Origin of the sequence: Oceanimonas sp. AH20CE76 (genome assembly GCF_039654065.1) — a bacterium.
GTDB lineage: Bacteria > Pseudomonadota > Gammaproteobacteria > Enterobacterales > Aeromonadaceae > Oceanimonas > Oceanimonas smirnovii.
The window spans coordinates 2,623,677-2,640,510 of sequence record NZ_CP155481.1 but is presented as its reverse complement, the minus strand read 5'-3'; the positions used below and the strand labels follow the sequence as shown (position 1 = coordinate 2,640,510).

Genomic DNA, 16,834 nt, shown 5'->3' with positions numbered 1-16,834 from the left:
AATGAGTGAGGCAGCATGGCCAAGTCTAAAACCGCTTTCGTCTGTGGCGAGTGTGGTGCCGAATTTCCCCGCTGGCAGGGACAGTGCTCTGAATGTAAAGAGTGGAATACCGTCAGCGAAATCCGGCTGGCCCCGGCCACATCTTCTGCAAGCCGCAATGCCCGTTTTTCCGGTTATGCCGGCGTGCAGGAAAGCAAGGTGCAGACCCTGAACGAAATTGCCATGACCGAAATTCCCCGCATTGACAGCGGTTTTCGCGAGCTGGACCGGGTGCTGGGCGGCGGTCTGGTGCCGGGCTCTGCCATTCTGATTGGTGGCAACCCGGGGGCGGGCAAAAGTACCTTGCTGCTGCAGGTAATGTGTGGTCTGGCCGGACGTATGAAAACGCTTTATGTTACCGGCGAGGAGTCATTGCAGCAGGTAGCCATGCGAGCTCAGCGGCTTAATCTGCCCCGGGATCAGCTGCGCATGCTGTCGGAAACCAGTGTGGAGCAAATTTGCCATGTGGCCCGGGAAGAAAAGCCGGCGGTCATGGTGATCGACTCGATTCAGGTGATGCATGTGGCGGATGTGCAGTCGGCCCCGGGCTCGGTCAGTCAGGTGCGGGAAGCGGCCGCTCAGCTGACCCGTTTTGCCAAGCAGCAGGGGGTGGTGATCCTGATGGTGGGGCATGTGACCAAAGACGGCACTCTCGCCGGCCCCAAGGTGCTGGAACATTGCATTGACTGCTCGGTACTGCTCGATGGTGCTGCCGACAGCCGCTTTCGTACCCTGCGCAGCCATAAAAACCGCTTTGGCGCGGTCAACGAGCTGGGGGTATTCGCCATGACCGAAACCGGCATGAAAGAAGTGAGCAATCCTTCTGCCATTTTCCTCAGCCGGGGCGAGGAAAACGTTAATGGCTCTGTGGTGATGGTGATCTGGGAAGGTACCCGTCCCCTGCTGGTAGAGCTGCAGGCGCTGGTAGACTATTCCCAGCTGGCTAATCCGCGCCGGGTAACCGTGGGCCTGGAGCATAACCGGCTGGCCCTGTTGCTGGCGGTGCTGCACCGTCATGGCGGTATGCAGATGGCGGATCAGGATGTGTTTGTTAATGTGGTGGGTGGCGTGCGGGTAGAAGACACCAGTGCAGATCTGGCATTGTTGCTGGCGCTGGTATCAAGCTTTCGTGACAAGGCGTTACCTAAAGAGCTGGTAGTGTTTGGCGAAGTAGGGCTGTCAGGAGAAATTCGTCCTGTGCCATCGGGGCAGGAGCGGCTGATGGAAGCTGCCAAGCACGGCTTTACCCGCGCCATTGTACCTTGGGCCAACCGGCCCAAGCAGGCTCCGGAAGGTATGGAAGTGATCGCCGTTAAAAAACTGGAAGAGGCGCTGGAAGCACTGTAATTGCCGGGGCTGCGCGCCGGCGTCAGGCCGGCGTGCCTTATTGGTCTTCTGCCAGCAACTGTTCAAACTGGCGGTGCAGTAACTGCTCGTTGCCCAGATTGAGCTCTACCAGCCGGCGCAAGCGAGTGGCACTGTCCAGATCCAGTTGTTTACATTCCAGTCCCAGCAGATGATTTTCATGATGACGCTGGTATCCGTGCATGGTGATCTGGCTGCCATCATCGAGCATAAGCTGCAGGGTCAGCTCGCTGTCGTCGTCACTTTGCCAAAGCACACTGAGCGTCAGCAGAGCGCCGTGCAGGGAAATATCTCTTACCTCTGCAGGAAAGGGATGACCGTCGGGGTCGATCAGCAAGGCGCTGGCGTTAAACTCAATGCGGCTGAATGCTCTGCGTTCACTCATAACGGCTCCTTCAGGCCGGTTCACCGGAAGCGGGTTCGCTGGTATCCAGGTGATCGGCAAGACGAATGGCCGTAACAAGGCGATCTTCCAGAGAGAAACGCTCTTCCAGTACCTCACCAAGCCGGTTTAAATCCTGATCAAGCTCCATCATGACCTCGTCATCGGCCTCGTGGTACTTGTCATGAAAGTTGAGTGCTTCATCTGTATTACGTTTAATACGCGGATAAATGCGCTCTGCCAGCACACGGGCGTTACCCGTTGAAGCTTCATAGGCGGCAAGCACGTGGTCATAGACTTCAAAATGACCGGCAGACACATAATCTACCAGCTGACCACAGAACTCATGCAGCTCTTCATTGGCGGGCAGCGTTTTCTTGTTGGTAGAGAGGCGAATATATTCAACGAGTAATTGCTGACGTGCATTCAGAAAGGTGTCCAGTGCCTTGTGTATTCCGCCAAGCCTGGCTTTGGTTTGTTCCAGTTTCCCGAGCATGGTTCCCTCCGTGGGCTGCCTGATGGGCTCAGCTTCTATAACTAATGAAAAGTGATGCCGGGGTCAATAGCCAGTGGTGAATTTGTAACCGGAGCGGGAGCCAGAGCCGGCTTTTTCGCGTTCCTGTGCGGTGATGGTACAATGCGGCCAAATTTTGTCACCCGATGCGGAAACACGGAATGAAACCACTCAAGAATGATACTTATCTGCGTGCGCTGATGCGTCAGCCGACCGATTACACTCCGGTATGGATGATGCGTCAGGCTGGTCGTTATCTGCCCGAATACAAGGCAACCCGGGCCGAAGCCGGCGATTTTATGTCTTTGTGCCGTAATGCCGAGCTGGCCTGTGAAGTGACTTTGCAGCCGCTGCGTCGTTTTCCGCTGGATGCGGCCATTCTGTTTTCCGACATTCTGACCATTCCCGATGCCATGGGGCTGGGCCTGTACTTTGAAACCGGTGAAGGTCCGCGCTTTGAGCGTCCGGTTACCTGTGCTGCTGACGTCAAGCGCATCGGTATTCCCGATCCGGAAGGCGAGCTGGGCTATGTGATGAACGCAGTGCGCACCATTCGCCGCGAGCTGCAGGGTGAAGTGCCGCTTATCGGTTTTTCCGGCAGCCCCTGGACTCTGGCCACCTACATGGTGGAAGGCGGCAGCTCCAAGGCCTTTACCAAAATCAAGAAGATGATGTATGCCGAGCCGCAGACGTTGCACCTGCTGCTCGACAAGCTGGCTGACAGCGTCATCAGCTACCTCAATGCTCAGGTGGCGGCAGGGGCCCAGTCACTGATGATCTTTGACACCTGGGGTGGCGTGCTCACGCCGCGGGACTACAACGACTTCTCGCTGCAGTATATGGCCAAAATAGTCGATGGTCTGACCCGTGAAGCCGATGGCCGCCGGGTGCCGGTGACACTGTTCACCAAAAATGGTGGTCAGTGGCTGGAAGCCATTGCCGCCACCGGCTGTGACGCCGTGGGTCTGGACTGGACCATTAATATTGCCGATGCCAAACGCCGGGTGGGCGATAAGGTGGCGCTGCAGGGCAATATGGATCCGTCCATGCTGTATGCTTCCCCTGAGCGCATCGAGCAGGAAGTGGCCACCATTCTGGACGGCTTTGGCCATGGCCCCGGCCATGTGTTTAATCTGGGCCACGGCATTCATCTGGATGTGCCACCGGAGCACGCCGGTGCCTTTATTGAGTCTGTCCATCGTCTGTCTCGCCCTTATCACGCCGGCTAAGCCAGGGCACAGATATAAAAAAAGCGCCGAAAGGCGCTTTTTTTATGCTGGTATATTAACTGGCACCAAGCTGTTGCTTGAGCTGTTTGACCCGGGTCAGGAAGGCTTGTTTTTCCTTACCGGTCAGGCCTTCGGCCATGGGCAGTTTAACCTGCATGGGGTCGACGGCTCTGTTGTTGACCAGAAACTCGTAATGCAGGTGCGGACCGGTAGAGCGGCCGGTGTTGCCCGACAGTGCAATGCGTTCACCGCGGCGTACCTTGTCACCGGGTTTAACCAGGAATTTGCTCAGGTGCAGAAAACGGGTGGTATATTTACGGCCGTGACGGATCACCAGATAATTGCCTGCCAGCCGGTGGCGAACGGCTTTAACCACAACACCGTCACTGGGTGCCAGCACCGGTGTGCCGGTAGGAACGGCAAAGTCAGTGCCCTTGTGCGGCCGAACCCGACCGGTAACAGGATGCTTGCGATGCAGGTTAAAATTGGAGCTGATGCGGGAGCTGTGCTTAAGCGGTATACGTAAAAAACCACGCTCCATGCTGTTGCCTTCGGCATCATAGAAATTGCCGTCTTCATGGCGGAACACCTGATAAGTGCGACCGCCATTAACAATTTCAACAGCCTGAAGTTCAGATTTGCCGGTGCTCTCGCCTTCTACAAATTCACGCTTGACCACCACTCTGAAGGTATCGCCCTGGCGCAGGTCACGGGCAAAATTCAGCTGCCACTGAAACAGGTTGGCCACTTTCTGGATTTGACCGGCAGACAGGCCGGCACTGCGGGCACTGAGATAAAAGCTGCCATTGATGGTGCCCTTGAGGCTGCGGCTTTCCCAGTGGCTTTCCTCGGTTTTCAGCCGGCTTTCATAGCCATCGCCATTACGGCTGAAAATGCGGGTATGCATAATATCCCGCTGCAGTTTGAACTCCTGCAGCAGGTTGTCCTGGTCAATCAGCAGATACAGGGTCTGGCCCGGACGCAGACCGTCGAGTACTCTGTTTTCATCGGCATCCAGCAGCTTGTACATAGTGGCCAGAGGCAGACCAAGACCGTTAAAAATGGTGCTCAGAGTATCACCGTTCTGCACAACATATTCCTGCCATTCGGGTTCCTGGGCAGCAATTTCATCCAACGCATCCACCGGCTCAACCGCGCCGATATCATCATTGGGCAGTGCGTAAAACTCGGTACTGTCAACCCGCTCTTGCTGAGGAACATGCAAAGCAGCCGGAATACTGATCCGTACCGGCTTGTTCATCAGCTCGCCGGGTGTAGGTATCAGAGCGGCAGTAGAAAGGGTCAGACCACTAAGCAGAACAATGCCATACAGGTGACGCTTGGGCAGGGGAGAGGGCATGTCCTGCAGTCTGCTTTGTATCGGGCGGAAAAACTTCATCCGGGTTACCTGTGCCTGTGAAAACTACACGATGCAAGCGTGTTGTTATGACTTTCTAATACAAAAAGCGATAAAAACACCATTTTTAATTACAAAATGGCCCGTTACATGACGGGCCACCAAGGTTAGTGCATCACTTGATATGAAAGTTCGGCATTATACAAAAAATAGTGTCCGAGTGTTTATCTTTCATTCAATAAACAAGCGGCCATATCGTCCGCCAGCTTTAACATAAAGTGGAAATAGCCGTCTGAATCTGGCTTAACCGCCGTGGCCAGAGGATCCAGTTCAGCCACCCTGGCCTGGGTTCCTCGTACGACTGCATTGACTACCGCTGGCCGGAACTGAGGCTCGGCAAACACGCACTCGGCGTTCGCCTGCTTCAACGCCTCATGAATGCTGGCCACGGTTTTGGCACCGGGAGCCCGCTCCGGGCTAATGGTAAAATGCCCGCGAGAAGGAATGTGGTAGTGCTGCTCCCAATAGCCATAGGCATCATGGAATACAAAGTATCCTTTGTCTCTGGCCGGTGCCAGGCGTGCCGACACCTGTTCGTCAGCCGCCGCCAACTTTGCCTCAAAGCGCATCAGGTTTTGTTGATATCGATCAAGGTTGGTGTGATCCAGCTCACCCAGGCGAGTTGTGATCATTCGAGCAATCTGCAGCGCATTGTGCGGATCCAGCCAGATATGAGGATCCCGGTCGCCATGATGATGATCATGGTGATCTTCCTGCTGAGTGATCACGATTTTCCCGTTATCATGGTGCTTGTCTTCATCATGATGATGCTCGTCATGAGGTTCATGTTCATCATGGTGATCATGAGGTGACAATCTGTTCATTAATGCCAGGCTGCCCGAATGATCTTTCAGCAAAGGCTCAAGAAACTGTTCCAGCTCCGGGCCCACCCAAATGACCAGATCAGCGTCATTGATACGGTGCAGATCAGAAGGCTTAAGGGCATAGTCGTGCGGTGAAGTACCCGGCTTTAACAGCAGGGCGGCAGGCTCGCCGCCGTCGGTAATGGCATTGGCAATCAATTGCAGGGGTTTGACCGTGGTCAGCACGTTCACGGCATTGGCCTGGCCGGCAAAGAACAGACCGAGAAAAAACAGGGCTCTCATGGCGGGTACACTCTGGATGATGAATGGAGTTTATCTGAATCGAAATGTTATAATATTACAAATGCTGAAGTAAAGGCGTATCGCCAATGACCAAACTGGTAGAGCTGACCAACGTCGGCCTGGAGGCTGACGGTAACGTCATTCTCGATAGTATTTCTCTTAGTCTGCACAGGGGCGAGATCCTGACCGTGGTCGGCCCCAACGGTGCAGGTAAAAGTTCATTGATCAAACTGGTGCTGGACTTGCGCAAGGCAACTCAGGGCCGGCTGTGGCGCAAGTCCGGTCTGCGGGTAGGGTATGTGCCGCAGAAACTGCATCTTGATCCTGTGCTGCCGCTCACGGTGGCGCGTTTTCTGAGTTTGTCCTGCGGCCGCCGGCTGACAGTGGCACAGGCGCTGGCCCGGGTAGGTGCTGAGCGGCTGGCCGAGCGGGCCATGCAGGCACTGTCCGGCGGCGAAATGCAGCGTATTCTGCTGGCCCGGGCGCTGATGATGGCACCCGAGTTGCTGATTCTCGATGAACCCGCTCAGGGGGTGGATGTGCACGGCCAGACCGAGCTGTATGCGCTGATCCAGCAGCTGGCCGGTGAGCTGCAATGCGGTGTCCTGATGGTGTCTCATGATCTGCATCTGGTGATGGCCAGTACCCACAGAGTGATTTGTCTCAACCGTCATGTCTGCTGCCACGGCGAGCCCGAACAGGTAGCCCGTCATCCTGAATTTGCCCGTTTGTTCGGCCGGCCTGAGCTGGCACAGCTGGCGGTGTATACCCATCATCACGACTGTGACGACGAACACCACGGAGATGTGCGCCATGTGGGATAGTTTTTTGCTTTACGCCTTGCTGGCGGGCCTGGGTATCGCCTTGCTGGCCGGGCCATTAGGCAGTTTTGTGGTGTGGCGGCGCATGGCCTACTTCGGCGATACCCTGGCTCACTCCTCCCTGCTGGGTGTGGCCATGGGCCTGCTGCTGCAGATTAACCTGACTCTGGCGGTGCTGGTAGCCTGTGTGCTGCTGGGTCTGTTGCTGGCCGGACTGCAGCGTGGCAGCCGGCTGGGCACGGATACTCTGCTCGGCATTCTGGCCCACACTTCCTTGTCTCTGGGGCTGGTGGCTCTGGCCTTTATGGATAATATCCGGGTCGATCTGATGGCCTATCTGTTCGGGGACCTGCTGGCCATTCAGACCTCCGATCTGCTCTGGATTTATGGCGGTGGTGCCCTGTTGCTGCTGGTGCTGCGCAAGTTCTGGAGCCCGCTGTTGTCCATTACTGTCAGCGAAGAGCTGGCCCGGGTGGAAGGTCTCAAGGTAGAGCGGCTTAAACTGCTGCTGCTGCTGATGATAAGCGTCTTGATTGCGGTGGCGATGAAGTTTGTGGGGGCGCTGATTATTACTTCACTGCTGATTATTCCTGCCGCCACCGCCCGGCGCTTCAGCCGCACGCCCGAACAAATGGCAGCACTGGCCTCGGGCATCGGCGTGCTGGCGGTACTTGGTGGCCTGCAGCTGTCGGTAAGCTACGACACCCCCACAGGCCCGTCCGTGGTGGTGGCCGCCGCTACTCTGTTTCTGCTGTCTCAGGTGGTGCCGAAACGGGGCTGATGTGTCAGTCGCAACTTTATAGTGTCTGTTTTGCCGTGCCTATCGGTCGGACAAAGGGCACTACTTCTCCGGCACGCCGTGAACCCATCCCTGGGGGCTCCGTTGCGCCATCCATGGCGCAAAGGGCACGGCGAAGCAGACACCCTTTGCCCTCCCTGAGCTGGCACCCTGCTGTCTGCTGCTCTCCAACCGGCAGCTCTGTAATTTCACGAAGTGACAGCGGAGATTGCCGTAGCCGACCGTCAAATGCCATGGATGATGAGATGGACACCTCTTGGGTAAGCGGCGTCGTAATGCGCCATATTTGGGTTGAAGCTCAAATAACCACAAAAGGTGTCCGATATGAACATTACACTCATTGGTCTCGATTTGGCAAAAAATGTGATTCAGGTTTGTGGCGTCAATCAAGCTGGCAAGGCGATATTCAATCGCAAGGTGACCCGGCATAAGGTATTAGAGCTGCTTAGTCAGTACCCTCAGGTACCCATTGCGATGGAAGCCTGCAGCGGCTCCAATTACTGGGGGCGCACCCTGCAACAGCGGGGTCACCCAGTGATGTTGCTGCCACCTCAACATGTGAAACCCTTCGTCAAAGGCAATAAGAACGACCGTAATGATGCCTTTGCCATCTGTGAGGCGGCACGGCGCCCCAATATGACGTTTGTCCAGCCTCGCACGCTGGAGCAGACCGACATCAGCCTGGCGCACCGGCTGCGAGAGCGCCGTGTTGGGGAGCGAACCCGGTTGATTAACCAGTTACGGGGCTTGCTCAATGAATACGGCATTGTCTTGGCCGGCGGTAAAGAAAACCTGAAGCAGGCCATGCCCTTGCTGCTGGAGGATGCCAGTAACGAACTGACGCCACGGGCGCGAGCCTGCTGTCAGGATATGATGGAAGAATGGCGGCAGCTGGATGAGGCTATCCGGCGCTTGGATAAAGACATCGAACAGCAATGTCGCGATAACGAGGCCTGCGCCCGACTCACCGACATTCGAGGTGTAGGCGCGGTAACTGCAACCGCCATGGTCGCCTTTGTCGGTAACGGCAGTCAGTACCGCAATGCCCGGCACTTCTCCGCCAACCTCGGGCTGGTGCCGAAAGAGCACTCCAGCGGTGGTAAGCAAAAGCTGGGCAGCATTACCAAGCGTGGCAATGGGTACTTACGCAAGCTGTTGATACAAGGTGCTTGGTCAATTATCCGGCATCTGAATAAGGCGACAGACCGGTTCTCACTGTGGGTCAAACAGCTGGTCGAGCGTCGAGGCAAGCAGCGCGCTGCGGTCGCCACGGCCAACAAGCTGGCACGGATTATCTGGGTCATGCTGTTCAGGCAGGAGCACTATCGGGCAGCCTGAGCTGACATGAAGAAACCGAATTAACCCCCGTTTAGCAGGAAGGAAAACAAGAGGTTATCACCCCGACGAAACGCGATGTGGAAAACGTGAATGAGGCAACAGGTTAAACCGGCCCTTGCAAACGCCGGGCAAATGTCAGGAGTCTGAACTCCGTAGGGACGATAGGCAGCAAGGGCGCGGTTCTCATTAGGGCCAGAGTGAGCCAAAGACTCACTCATCAACACAGGCCGAATATACGGGTGCAGTTAATCCTGGTCGCCAAAAAACACGGAAACCCCACTGGCGAAAAGCGAGGTGTCCATATATGGCATTTGCCGAGCGTTACATGGAGGTACTTGAAGCGTGTCGGCGGAGTGCAACCGTGCTGTCGCTTCGCATTGCTGAGGCTTTCAGCTTTTCAGAACTTCATGCACCCGTGCTCGCAGGACTGGCAGCTCTTCCTGCTCGAACCAGGGGTTTTTCGTCAGCCAGTGGCGGTTGCGCGGAGACGGGTGAGGCAGGGGCAGGCGTTCCGGAGCGAATTCCTGCCAGTGGCGTACGTTTTCGGTAAGAGTGGAATAGCGCTTACCCAGATAATAACGCTGAGCATACAAACCGATAAACAGCGTCAGCTGAACATTGGGCAGGGCCGCCAGAATACGCTTATGCCAGGCGGGTGCGCATTCGGGACGGGGCGGCAAATCGCCACTTTTGCCCCGGCCGGGATAACAAAAACCCATGGGCATAATGGCAATCTGCTCAGGATCGTAAAACTGCTCGCGGCTTACCTGCAGCCAGCGGCGCAGCGTATCGCCGCTGGGGTCGTTCCAGGGAATGCCGGTTTGATGCACTTTTGTGCCCGGGGCCTGGCCGATGATCAGAATACGCGCTCCCGTGCCCAGCTGCACCACAGGGCGCGGCCCCAGAGGCAGATGAGCTTCACACAGCCGGCAGGCGCGTATCTCGGCAAGCAGCGTTTGCATCAATAACCCAGATCGAAGTTCACCACGCCTTCCATGGTTTTGCCTTCAATAAACTTCAGATAGTTGCGGCTGAACCGGGTCACGATTTGATCCGGAAAGCTGTAGCCCGAGTTATGGGGGGTGATCACTACATTGGGCATGTCCCACAGCGGGCTGTCTTGCGGCAGCGGCTCGGTGGCAAACACATCCAGCACGGCGGCACCAATACGGCCGGTGCGCAGGGCATGCAGCAGGGCGGTTTCGTCCACCGCATCCCCCCGGCCCACGTTACAGAAAATCACCCCAGGCTTGATGTGATTCAGCCGGTCTTCATCAAACAGCTTGCGGGTCTGGGGAGTAGACGGCAATACGCTGACCACCACATCGGCCTGGGGCAGCACCTTGTTCAGCGCTGGCGGCTGAAAGGTACGGTCAAAGTTGGGCGCTTCGCGGCCGGTGCGGCTCATGCCCAGCACCTTCATGCCAAAATGACGGGCGGTACCGGCCACATGCTGGCCAATGCTGCCGGTGCCCAGGATCAGCATGGTTTTTCCCGCCAGACTCTGGTATGCGATAGGCTGCCAGTTATGATGACGTTGCTGCTCCCGGTAATGACGCAGATGGCGGGTTAGCGACAGCAGATGAGCAAAGATATATTCACTCACCAGCGGGCCAAAAATACCACGCACGTTGGTCAGCTGATAGTCCTGGCGAAGGCCCGGGCCCAGCAATACATCCACGCCGGCATAAGTAGACTGCACCCATTTGACCTGTCTGGCTTCCTTCAGCCAGGGCTTAATGCGGGCAGGCTCGCCCAGCAGAATGTCAGCCCGTTCCAGACCGGCACGAATTTCGTTTTCATTGCCGGGCATCAGCACCGTCAGACCCGGCAGATAGGCCTTACTCAGCAAATCCTGATAGTGATGATTGTCCTGGCTGAGTAGCAGCAGGGTATGATTGGCCATACCTTTCTCCTTGAAATGGGGTGTTCGCCGGTTTTTATGAGACAATGACACAGGCAAAATCTTATACCAGTGTTTGCGCCGTAAATTGTGAGCCTGAAGGCAAACGGTTTTTAAGTAAACGGCAGCAAACCCAACTACAAGGAATTTCGCGTGTTCGGCGATAAATTTTATAAAAAGCTCAACAAACTGACGCCCTGGCAGCAAACCGTGTTTGCGCTGGCGCTGGCTGAGCGCATGTATCCTAATTACCGGCTGTTTGCCGAGACCGCTGGTTTTGGCGACGGTAACCGTTTTCGTCACTGTCTGGATGTACTCTGGACCTATCTGACAGTCAAGGGCTCCCGGGTGGATTTATCTGCTGAGCTGGAAGCATTTGAGAATATTATTCCGGATCCGAACAAATTTGAATCCTATGGTGCCTGGCCGGCACTGGATGCCTGTGTGGCGCTGGGAACGGCCTACAACTCGGTGATTTGCCGCATCGGCGAAGAAGCGGTGGAAGCAAGTAACGCGTCTCTGGGCACGGTCGCCGGTTTTGCCGAGCTGATGGCGGAGCGGGAGCTGGAAGAGCATGAACTCTACGAGCATGAGCTGATAGAAGCCGAGATGGAATTTCAGGTAGAGTTGCTTGAGCGGGTGGCTCAGCCAAGGGATGCCGATACCATTCTGGCAGTGCGGGACTTTGCCGCACAGGGCGGTGTGTCCAATATTGGTATCGGTCTGGAGTAAATAAGGTGGCTGCGCGGTTATTCGCGCAGCAGGCTGCCCACCTGCAGCATGGGGGCCACGTCCAGATCGTGGGCGTTCATCATGGAAGAGATACGCTGCAGCGACGACAACAGCAGGTTTTGCTCCCATTCATCCAGCGACTGAAAGCGCTGTATAAAGCTTTCCTGCAGCGGCCGCGGTGCGGTTTTCAGCTTTTCCACGCCGTCTTCGGTGAGCACAGCGTGCACCTTGCGTTTATCGGTCTGGCTGCGCTCACGGCGAACCAGATTTTTCTGCTCCAGCCGGTCAATAATGGTAGTGGCGGTGGCCTGACTCATATTGGTGGCTTGAGCCAGTTTACGCATGGTGATATCACCATGTTCGCTGATGGACTGCATCAGCAGCAACTGAGGGCCGGTAAGACCGGACGCCTTGCTGAGCTGGCGTGAATGCAGATCGATGGCGCGAATGATCTGGCGCAGGGCCACCAGTACCTCTTCATGTTTTTCCACAATCAACCTGTTATCTCTGGAATTAAAGGCGGGCTTGCCGAAATTGCGCGCACCATAGCGCAAAACCGGTAAAGTGAAAAGATCCGCCTTGTGGATTACAGATCTCTGACGTGACTCATGATTAATTGTATGTACAATTGAGTTTCACCAGCAGGAGGCCATGTGACCCCTTCCATTCCCCTTTATCAACAGATCAAGCAGCATATTCTGGCCCGTATCGAGTCGGGGGAATACCGGCTTCATCAGCAAATTCCCCCCGAGCAGGAGCTGGCTGAGCAGTTCAGGGTCAGCCGAATGACTGCCCACAAGGCCATTCGCGACCTGGTGCAGGAAGGCTATCTGATGCGCCGGGCCGGGCTGGGGACCTTTGTCACCGAGCCCAAGGCGGAGTCCCCCCTGGCCGACATCAATAACATCGCCGATGAGGTGCGAAGCCGGGGCCATGAATACGCCAACAACGTGCTTGTGCTCGACAGCCGGCGCGCCGATGAGGAAGTGGCCTTGCAGATGGGCATGCGGCTCAACGCAAAAGTGTTTCATTCGGTGCTGGTGCACCTGGAAAACGGCGTGCCCATTCAGGTGGAAGAGCGTTCCGTCAATCCGCAGCTGGCGCCGGGGTATCTGCAGTGTGACTTCAGCCGCCAGACCCCCAACGCCTACCTGATGGCCCAGTGTCCGCTGTCGGACATGGAGCACATTGTCGAGGCCCGGCTGGCGCCGGCCAACATCAGTGACTGGCTGCAGATTTCATCACAGCAGCCCTGCCTGCTGGTGATCCGCCGCACCTGGTCGCTGAACCAGCTGGTGAGCTTCGCCCGGCTCTGGCACCCTGGTAACCGCTACAAACTGAGATCCACACTCAAGTTATAGGGAGCAGTGAATGGGGAATAGGGAGTTGGGATTCCCTACTCCCCACTCCCTATTCCCTGCTCCCTATTCCCTGAAAGTTACCGCCAGCGGGTCAGTTGCAGATCCAGGCTGTGGCTGCCGTCGGTAAGCTGAATTTCCTCTTCCTGCAGGGTGGCGAACAGGTCCATGCTGCGCTGGCACAGTTCCCCCAGTTGCGCCGGTTGCGGATCGGCCAGATGGAAAATCTCCAGTCTCGGCAAATGACCCAGCTCCACCTTGTGCTTGTTCCACCATTCATCGGCACTACGGCCGCCATAGCTGTAAATCACCACTCGCTCGGCCCGGGACAACGCCTGCTTGATGCGCTTGACGCTGGGTTCACCCAGCTCCACCCACAACACAATGCGACCGTCGGGGGCCCTTTGCCACAGCTCGGGCTCGTCGTCGGTGCTCAGCCCCTTGGTAAAGCTTAAATCTTCATCGGCATGGCGCATAAAGGCCAGCAGCCGCACCATCAGGCGAATGTCGGTTTCGGACGGATGTTGAGCCACGGTCAGGCTGTGAGCCTCGTAATAATGGCGGGTCAGATCACTGATATTGATGCGCACCTTGCGCAGGGTGGCGGAAAGGGCCATGAAGGGATTCCGTATAAAAGCGGACATAGTAGCGGCAAGCGGCGTACCGGGCCAGTCTGCGCCGTACTCGACCACGGATTTTTCGGCATGTTATTCAGTTTTATGTATATACAAATACCATGTTCGCCTTTCTCATATGTAAAATAATTGTGTGATCCGGATCCTTTATTCCTACTTTGTCTGATTTTTTGGTTGCCAAGGCGGGCATTGTTCTTTTAAATGTATATACAAATAACGCAGAAAGGAGCCTGTCATGTCACAACCGGATCGCCTCTGGATCAACGTCACCCTGTTTGACGGCCTTAATAGCGCCGCTCAACCCATGGCGGTGGCGGTAAAAAATGGTCTGATCGAGCGGGTGTGTGCCATGAGCGAGCTGCCGGCCAGCGAACAGGCTGCCGGCGAGGTGATTGACGCTCAAGGGCGAGTGCTGACTCCGGGGCTGGTGGACTGCCATACCCATCTGGTGTTTGGCGGCAGCCGCGCCGGCGAGTTTGAGGCCCGGCTCGAAGGCAAGAGCTATGAAGAGATCGCCCGTGCCGGCGGCGGCATTCTCAGCACGGTGCGCGCCACTCGCGTGGCCAGTGAAGAGCAGCTGTTTGCCGCTGCCCTGCCACGCCTTGAGGCGCTGATGAGTGAAGGCGTGACCACGGTGGAGATCAAGTCCGGCTACGGCCTGACCGTGGAAGACGAACTCAAAATGCTGCGGGTGGCCCGCCGCCTCGGCCATGAGCGGCCGGTGCGGGTGGTGACCACTTTGCTGGGGGCCCATGCCCTGCCGCCGGAATATAAAGATGATGCCGACGGCTATATCGATCTGGTGTGCACCCGCATGATCCCGGCGGCCGCCGCCGACGGGCTGGCGGATGCGGTGGACGTATTCTGCGAGGGCATTGGCTTTTCTGTGGCTCAATGCCAGCGGGTGTATGCCGCCGCCAGGCAGCATGGGCTGGCCATCAAGGGTCACACAGAGCAGCTGTCCAATCTCGGCGGCAGCGCTGCCGCGGCCAGGGCCGGGGCGCTGTCGGTGGATCATATCGAGTATCTGGACGAAGCCGGCGTCAGGGCGCTGGCCGAGGCTGGCACCGTTGCTACCCTGCTGCCGGGCGCCTTTTACATGCTGCGTGAAACCAAAGTACCGCCCATTGAGCTACTGCGTCGCCATGGCGTGCCCATGGCTCTGGCCACCGATGCCAACCCCGGTACTTCCCCTATTTTCAGCCTGCGGCTGATGCTGAACATGGCCTGCACCCTGTTCCGGCTCACGCCGCAGGAAGCCCTGAGCGGCGTCACCGCCCACGGTGCCCGCGCTCTGGGGCTGCATGAACAAACCGGACGCATTGCTCCCGGCCTGCAGGCGGATTTTTGCCTGTGGAACACCCGCAACCCGGCGGAGCTGGCCTACAGCGTGGGGCTGCCCACCCTGGCCCAGCGCGTGCTCGCCGGCAACATCCACTGAATTGAAACAACCGTACTCATTACGACACTGAAGAGGGAATTTTCCATGACTCAGCACACCCCGTCACAGCAAGATCAGCGCCACGATCCCAGCCGCGTCATCAAGGCGCCCACCGGCGTTAACAAAATCTGCAAGAGCTGGCTCACCGAAGCCGCCTACCGCATGCTGCACAACAACCTGCACCCGGACGTGGCCGAGCGCCCCGAGGATCTGGTGGTGTACGGCGGCATCGGTCGTGCCGCCCGCAACTGGCCCTGCTTTGACCGCATTGCCGAGGTGCTGACCCGTCTGGAAGATGACGAAACCCTGCTGATCCAGTCCGGCAAGCCGGTGGGCGTGTTCAAGACCCACGCCGACGCCCCCCGGGTGCTGCTGGCCAACTCCAACCTGGTGCCCCACTGGGCCAACTGGGAGCACTTTAACGAGCTCGATAAAAAGGGCCTGATGATGTACGGCCAGATGACCGCCGGATCCTGGATCTACATCGGCTCTCAAGGCATTGTGCAGGGCACTTACGAAACCTTTGTGGCCATGGCCAAGCAGCACTTTAACGGCGACGCCAAAGGTCGCTGGATCCTCACCGGCGGTCTGGGCGGCATGGGCGGTGCCCAGCCCCTGGCGGCCACCATGGCCGGCTTCAGCTGTATTGCGGTGGAATGTGACGAAACCCGCATCGACTTCCGTCTGCGTACCCGTTACGTCGATAAAAAGGCCTATAGCCTGGATGAAGCGCTGGGCATCATCGATGAAGCCAAGAGCAAGGGCGAGGCAGTGTCCGTGGGCCTGCTCGGCAACTGTGCCGACATCTTTCCGGAAATCGTGGCGCGCGGCATAGTGCCCGACGTGACCACCGATCAGACCAGTGCCCACGATCCCCTGAACGGCTATCTGCCCAAGGGCTGGACCATGGACTACGCCGCTGAGATGCGCCGCAAGGACGAAGCCGCCGTGGTGGATGCCGCCAAGGAGTCCATGGCCATTCAGGTGCGCGCCATGCTGGCGCTGCAGGAGCGGGGCTCGGCCACTACCGACTACGGCAACAACATTCGCCAGATGGCCAAAGAAAAGGGAGTGGACAACGCCTTTGACTTCCCCGGCTTCGTGCCGGCCTATATTCGCCCGCTGTTCTGCCAGGGCATAGGCCCGTTCCGCTGGGTGGCGCTGTCCGGGGATCCGGAAGACATTTACAAGACCGACGCCAAGGTGAAGGAGCTGATCCCGAATGATCCGCACCTGCACAACTGGCTCGACATGGCCCGGGAGCGCATCAGCTTTCAGGGGCTGCCGGCGCGGATCTGCTGGGTGGGTCTGAAGGATCGCGCCCGTCTTGGCCAGGCATTCAATGACATGGTTAAGAACGGCGAGCTCAAGGCGCCCATAGTAATAGGCCGGGATCACCTGGACTCCGGCTCGGTGGCCAGCCCCAACCGGGAAACCGAAGCCATGAAGGACGGCTCCGATGCTGTCTCCGACTGGCCGCTGCTGAACGCCCTGCTGAACACCGCCGGCGGTGCCACCTGGGTGTCGCTGCACCATGGTGGCGGCGTGGGCATGGGCTTCAGCCAGCACTCGGGCGTGGTGATCGTGGCCGACGGCACCGACGCCGCCGCCGCCCGCCTGGGCCGCGTGCTGCGTAACGACCCGGGCACCGGCGTGATGCGCCATGCCGATGCCGGCTATGATATTGCCATTGATTGCGCCCGGGAGCAGGGCCTGGATCTGCCCATGGTGAATGGCTTGAGCAAGAAGGACTGA

The 16,834-nt window shown here is 57.5% G+C and carries 17 protein-coding genes; 9 read left to right on the top strand and 8 right to left on the bottom strand.

Features of this window, described 5'->3' with window-relative positions:
• The first annotated feature begins 15 nt into the window (after nucleotides 1-15).
• Entirely contained in the window at nucleotides 16-1,386 is a 1,371-nt protein-coding gene (gene radA / locus N2M06_RS12915) for a DNA repair protein RadA (protein ID WP_346350959.1), read from the top strand.
• A 37-nt stretch (nucleotides 1,387-1,423) separates the two neighbouring features.
• On the opposite strand, the gene N2M06_RS12910 is transcribed toward radA, so the two are convergent.
• Together N2M06_RS12910 and rsd are read right to left on the bottom strand one after the other, a co-directional pair.
• Nucleotides 1,424-1,789, bottom strand: a complete 366-nt coding sequence (locus N2M06_RS12910; protein WP_346350958.1) for a PilZ domain-containing protein — start codon at nucleotides 1,787-1,789, stop codon at nucleotides 1,424-1,426.
• A 10-nt stretch (nucleotides 1,790-1,799) separates the two neighbouring features.
• Complete coding sequence (rsd, locus tag N2M06_RS12905) at nucleotides 1,800-2,282, bottom strand: sigma D regulator (RefSeq protein ID WP_019935240.1); 483 nt, start codon at nucleotides 2,280-2,282, stop codon at nucleotides 1,800-1,802.
• Between the two features lie 179 nt (nucleotides 2,283-2,461).
• Here rsd and hemE point away from each other — a divergent pair, with 179 nt between their 5' ends.
• Nucleotides 2,462-3,529, top strand: coding sequence for a uroporphyrinogen decarboxylase (hemE, locus tag N2M06_RS12900; protein ID WP_346350957.1), 1,068 nt, complete (start codon nucleotides 2,462-2,464; stop codon nucleotides 3,527-3,529).
• Nucleotides 3,530-3,584: 55 nt separating this feature from the next.
• Here the strand turns inward: hemE and mepM are convergent, their stop codons facing one another.
• Nucleotides 3,585-4,928 (bottom strand): murein DD-endopeptidase MepM, encoded by a 1,344-nt coding sequence (gene mepM / locus N2M06_RS12895; RefSeq protein ID WP_346350956.1) that lies wholly within the window; start codon nucleotides 4,926-4,928, stop codon nucleotides 3,585-3,587.
• Nucleotides 4,929-5,110: 182 nt separating this feature from the next.
• Complete coding sequence (gene znuA / locus N2M06_RS12890; RefSeq protein ID WP_346350955.1) at nucleotides 5,111-6,052, bottom strand: zinc ABC transporter substrate-binding protein ZnuA; 942 nt, start codon at nucleotides 6,050-6,052, stop codon at nucleotides 5,111-5,113.
• Nucleotides 6,053-6,138: 86 nt separating this feature from the next.
• Here znuA and znuC point away from each other — a divergent pair, with 86 nt between their 5' ends.
• The 3 genes from znuC to N2M06_RS12875 all read left to right on the top strand — a co-directional run bounded on the left by znuC (nucleotide 6,139) and on the right by N2M06_RS12875 (nucleotide 9,010).
• The gene (gene znuC / locus N2M06_RS12885; RefSeq protein ID WP_019935244.1) at nucleotides 6,139-6,876 is read left to right on the top strand and encodes a zinc ABC transporter ATP-binding protein ZnuC; all 738 of its coding nucleotides are present in this window, start codon (nucleotides 6,139-6,141) and stop codon (nucleotides 6,874-6,876) included.
• Nucleotides 6,866-7,654, top strand: coding sequence for a zinc ABC transporter permease subunit ZnuB (gene znuB / locus N2M06_RS12880; RefSeq protein WP_346350954.1), 789 nt, complete (start codon nucleotides 6,866-6,868; stop codon nucleotides 7,652-7,654). The genes znuC and znuB overlap by 11 nt, the downstream gene beginning before the upstream one ends.
• Nucleotides 7,655-7,996: 342 nt before the next feature.
• Complete coding sequence (locus tag N2M06_RS12875) at nucleotides 7,997-9,010, top strand: IS110 family transposase (RefSeq protein WP_346350953.1); 1,014 nt, start codon at nucleotides 7,997-7,999, stop codon at nucleotides 9,008-9,010.
• A gap of 389 nt (nucleotides 9,011-9,399) precedes the next feature.
• Here N2M06_RS12875 and N2M06_RS12870 read toward each other — a convergent pair whose 3' ends face one another.
• Together N2M06_RS12870 and N2M06_RS12865 are read right to left on the bottom strand one after the other, a co-directional pair.
• Nucleotides 9,400-9,972, bottom strand: a complete 573-nt coding sequence (locus N2M06_RS12870) for a uracil-DNA glycosylase family protein (RefSeq protein ID WP_346350952.1) — start codon at nucleotides 9,970-9,972, stop codon at nucleotides 9,400-9,402.
• Nucleotides 9,972-10,916 carry a D-2-hydroxyacid dehydrogenase gene (locus N2M06_RS12865; RefSeq protein ID WP_019935247.1) on the bottom strand — a complete coding sequence of 315 codons (945 nt, stop codon included), beginning with the start codon at nucleotides 10,914-10,916 and terminating at the stop codon, nucleotides 9,972-9,974. The genes N2M06_RS12870 and N2M06_RS12865 overlap by 1 nt, the downstream gene beginning before the upstream one ends.
• A 150-nt stretch (nucleotides 10,917-11,066) precedes the next feature.
• Between N2M06_RS12865 and N2M06_RS12860 the strand changes: the two genes are divergently transcribed.
• On the top strand, nucleotides 11,067-11,645 hold the full coding sequence (locus N2M06_RS12860; RefSeq protein WP_346350951.1) for a YjaG family protein: 579 nt from the start codon (nucleotides 11,067-11,069) through the stop codon (nucleotides 11,643-11,645).
• Nucleotides 11,646-11,662: 17 nt separating this feature from the next.
• Here N2M06_RS12860 and N2M06_RS12855 read toward each other — a convergent pair whose 3' ends face one another.
• Nucleotides 11,663-12,136 carry a MarR family transcriptional regulator gene (locus N2M06_RS12855; RefSeq protein ID WP_026344862.1) on the bottom strand — a complete coding sequence of 158 codons (474 nt, stop codon included), beginning with the start codon at nucleotides 12,134-12,136 and terminating at the stop codon, nucleotides 11,663-11,665.
• Between the two features lie 162 nt (nucleotides 12,137-12,298).
• Here N2M06_RS12855 and hutC point away from each other — a divergent pair, with 162 nt between their 5' ends.
• Nucleotides 12,299-13,006 (top strand): histidine utilization repressor, encoded by a 708-nt coding sequence (hutC, locus tag N2M06_RS12850; RefSeq protein WP_346350950.1) that lies wholly within the window; start codon nucleotides 12,299-12,301, stop codon nucleotides 13,004-13,006.
• A gap of 77 nt (nucleotides 13,007-13,083) precedes the next feature.
• Here hutC and N2M06_RS12845 read toward each other — a convergent pair whose 3' ends face one another.
• Entirely contained in the window at nucleotides 13,084-13,620 is a 537-nt protein-coding gene (locus N2M06_RS12845; protein ID WP_346350949.1) for a YaeQ family protein, read from the bottom strand.
• Between the two features lie 253 nt (nucleotides 13,621-13,873).
• Between N2M06_RS12845 and hutI the strand changes: the two genes are divergently transcribed.
• Entirely contained in the window at nucleotides 13,874-15,079 is a 1,206-nt protein-coding gene (gene hutI, locus N2M06_RS12840) for an imidazolonepropionase (RefSeq protein WP_346350948.1), read from the top strand.
• A gap of 45 nt (nucleotides 15,080-15,124) precedes the next feature.
• Complete coding sequence (gene hutU / locus N2M06_RS12835; protein ID WP_346350947.1) at nucleotides 15,125-16,834, top strand: urocanate hydratase; 1,710 nt, start codon at nucleotides 15,125-15,127, stop codon at nucleotides 16,832-16,834.

Bases quoted from the DNA above. Each gene is read 5' to 3' on its own strand.
- znuC (WP_019935244.1), top strand. From the start codon at position 6,139: ATGACCAAACTGGTAGAGCTGACCAACGTCGGCCTGGAGGCTGACGGT.
- hutI (WP_346350948.1), top strand. From the start codon at position 13,874: ATGTCACAACCGGATCGCCTCTGGATCAACGTCACCCTGTTTGACGGC.
- mepM (WP_346350956.1), bottom strand. From the start codon at position 4,928: ATGAAGTTTTTCCGCCCGATACAAAGCAGACTGCAGGACATGCCCTCT.
- hutU (WP_346350947.1), top strand. From the start codon at position 15,125: ATGACTCAGCACACCCCGTCACAGCAAGATCAGCGCCACGATCCCAGC.
- N2M06_RS12865 (WP_019935247.1), bottom strand. From the start codon at position 10,916: ATGGCCAATCATACCCTGCTGCTACTCAGCCAGGACAATCATCACTAT.
- N2M06_RS12845 (WP_346350949.1), bottom strand. From the start codon at position 13,620: ATGGCCCTTTCCGCCACCCTGCGCAAGGTGCGCATCAATATCAGTGAT.
- znuA (WP_346350955.1), bottom strand. From the start codon at position 6,052: ATGAGAGCCCTGTTTTTTCTCGGTCTGTTCTTTGCCGGCCAGGCCAAT.
- znuB (WP_346350954.1), top strand. From the start codon at position 6,866: ATGTGGGATAGTTTTTTGCTTTACGCCTTGCTGGCGGGCCTGGGTATC.
- N2M06_RS12910 (WP_346350958.1), bottom strand. From the start codon at position 1,789: ATGAGTGAACGCAGAGCATTCAGCCGCATTGAGTTTAACGCCAGCGCC.
- radA (WP_346350959.1), top strand. From the start codon at position 16: ATGGCCAAGTCTAAAACCGCTTTCGTCTGTGGCGAGTGTGGTGCCGAA.
- N2M06_RS12875 (WP_346350953.1), top strand. From the start codon at position 7,997: ATGAACATTACACTCATTGGTCTCGATTTGGCAAAAAATGTGATTCAG.
- rsd (WP_019935240.1), bottom strand. From the start codon at position 2,282: ATGCTCGGGAAACTGGAACAAACCAAAGCCAGGCTTGGCGGAATACAC.
- hemE (WP_346350957.1), top strand. From the start codon at position 2,462: ATGAAACCACTCAAGAATGATACTTATCTGCGTGCGCTGATGCGTCAG.
- N2M06_RS12870 (WP_346350952.1), bottom strand. From the start codon at position 9,972: ATGCAAACGCTGCTTGCCGAGATACGCGCCTGCCGGCTGTGTGAAGCT.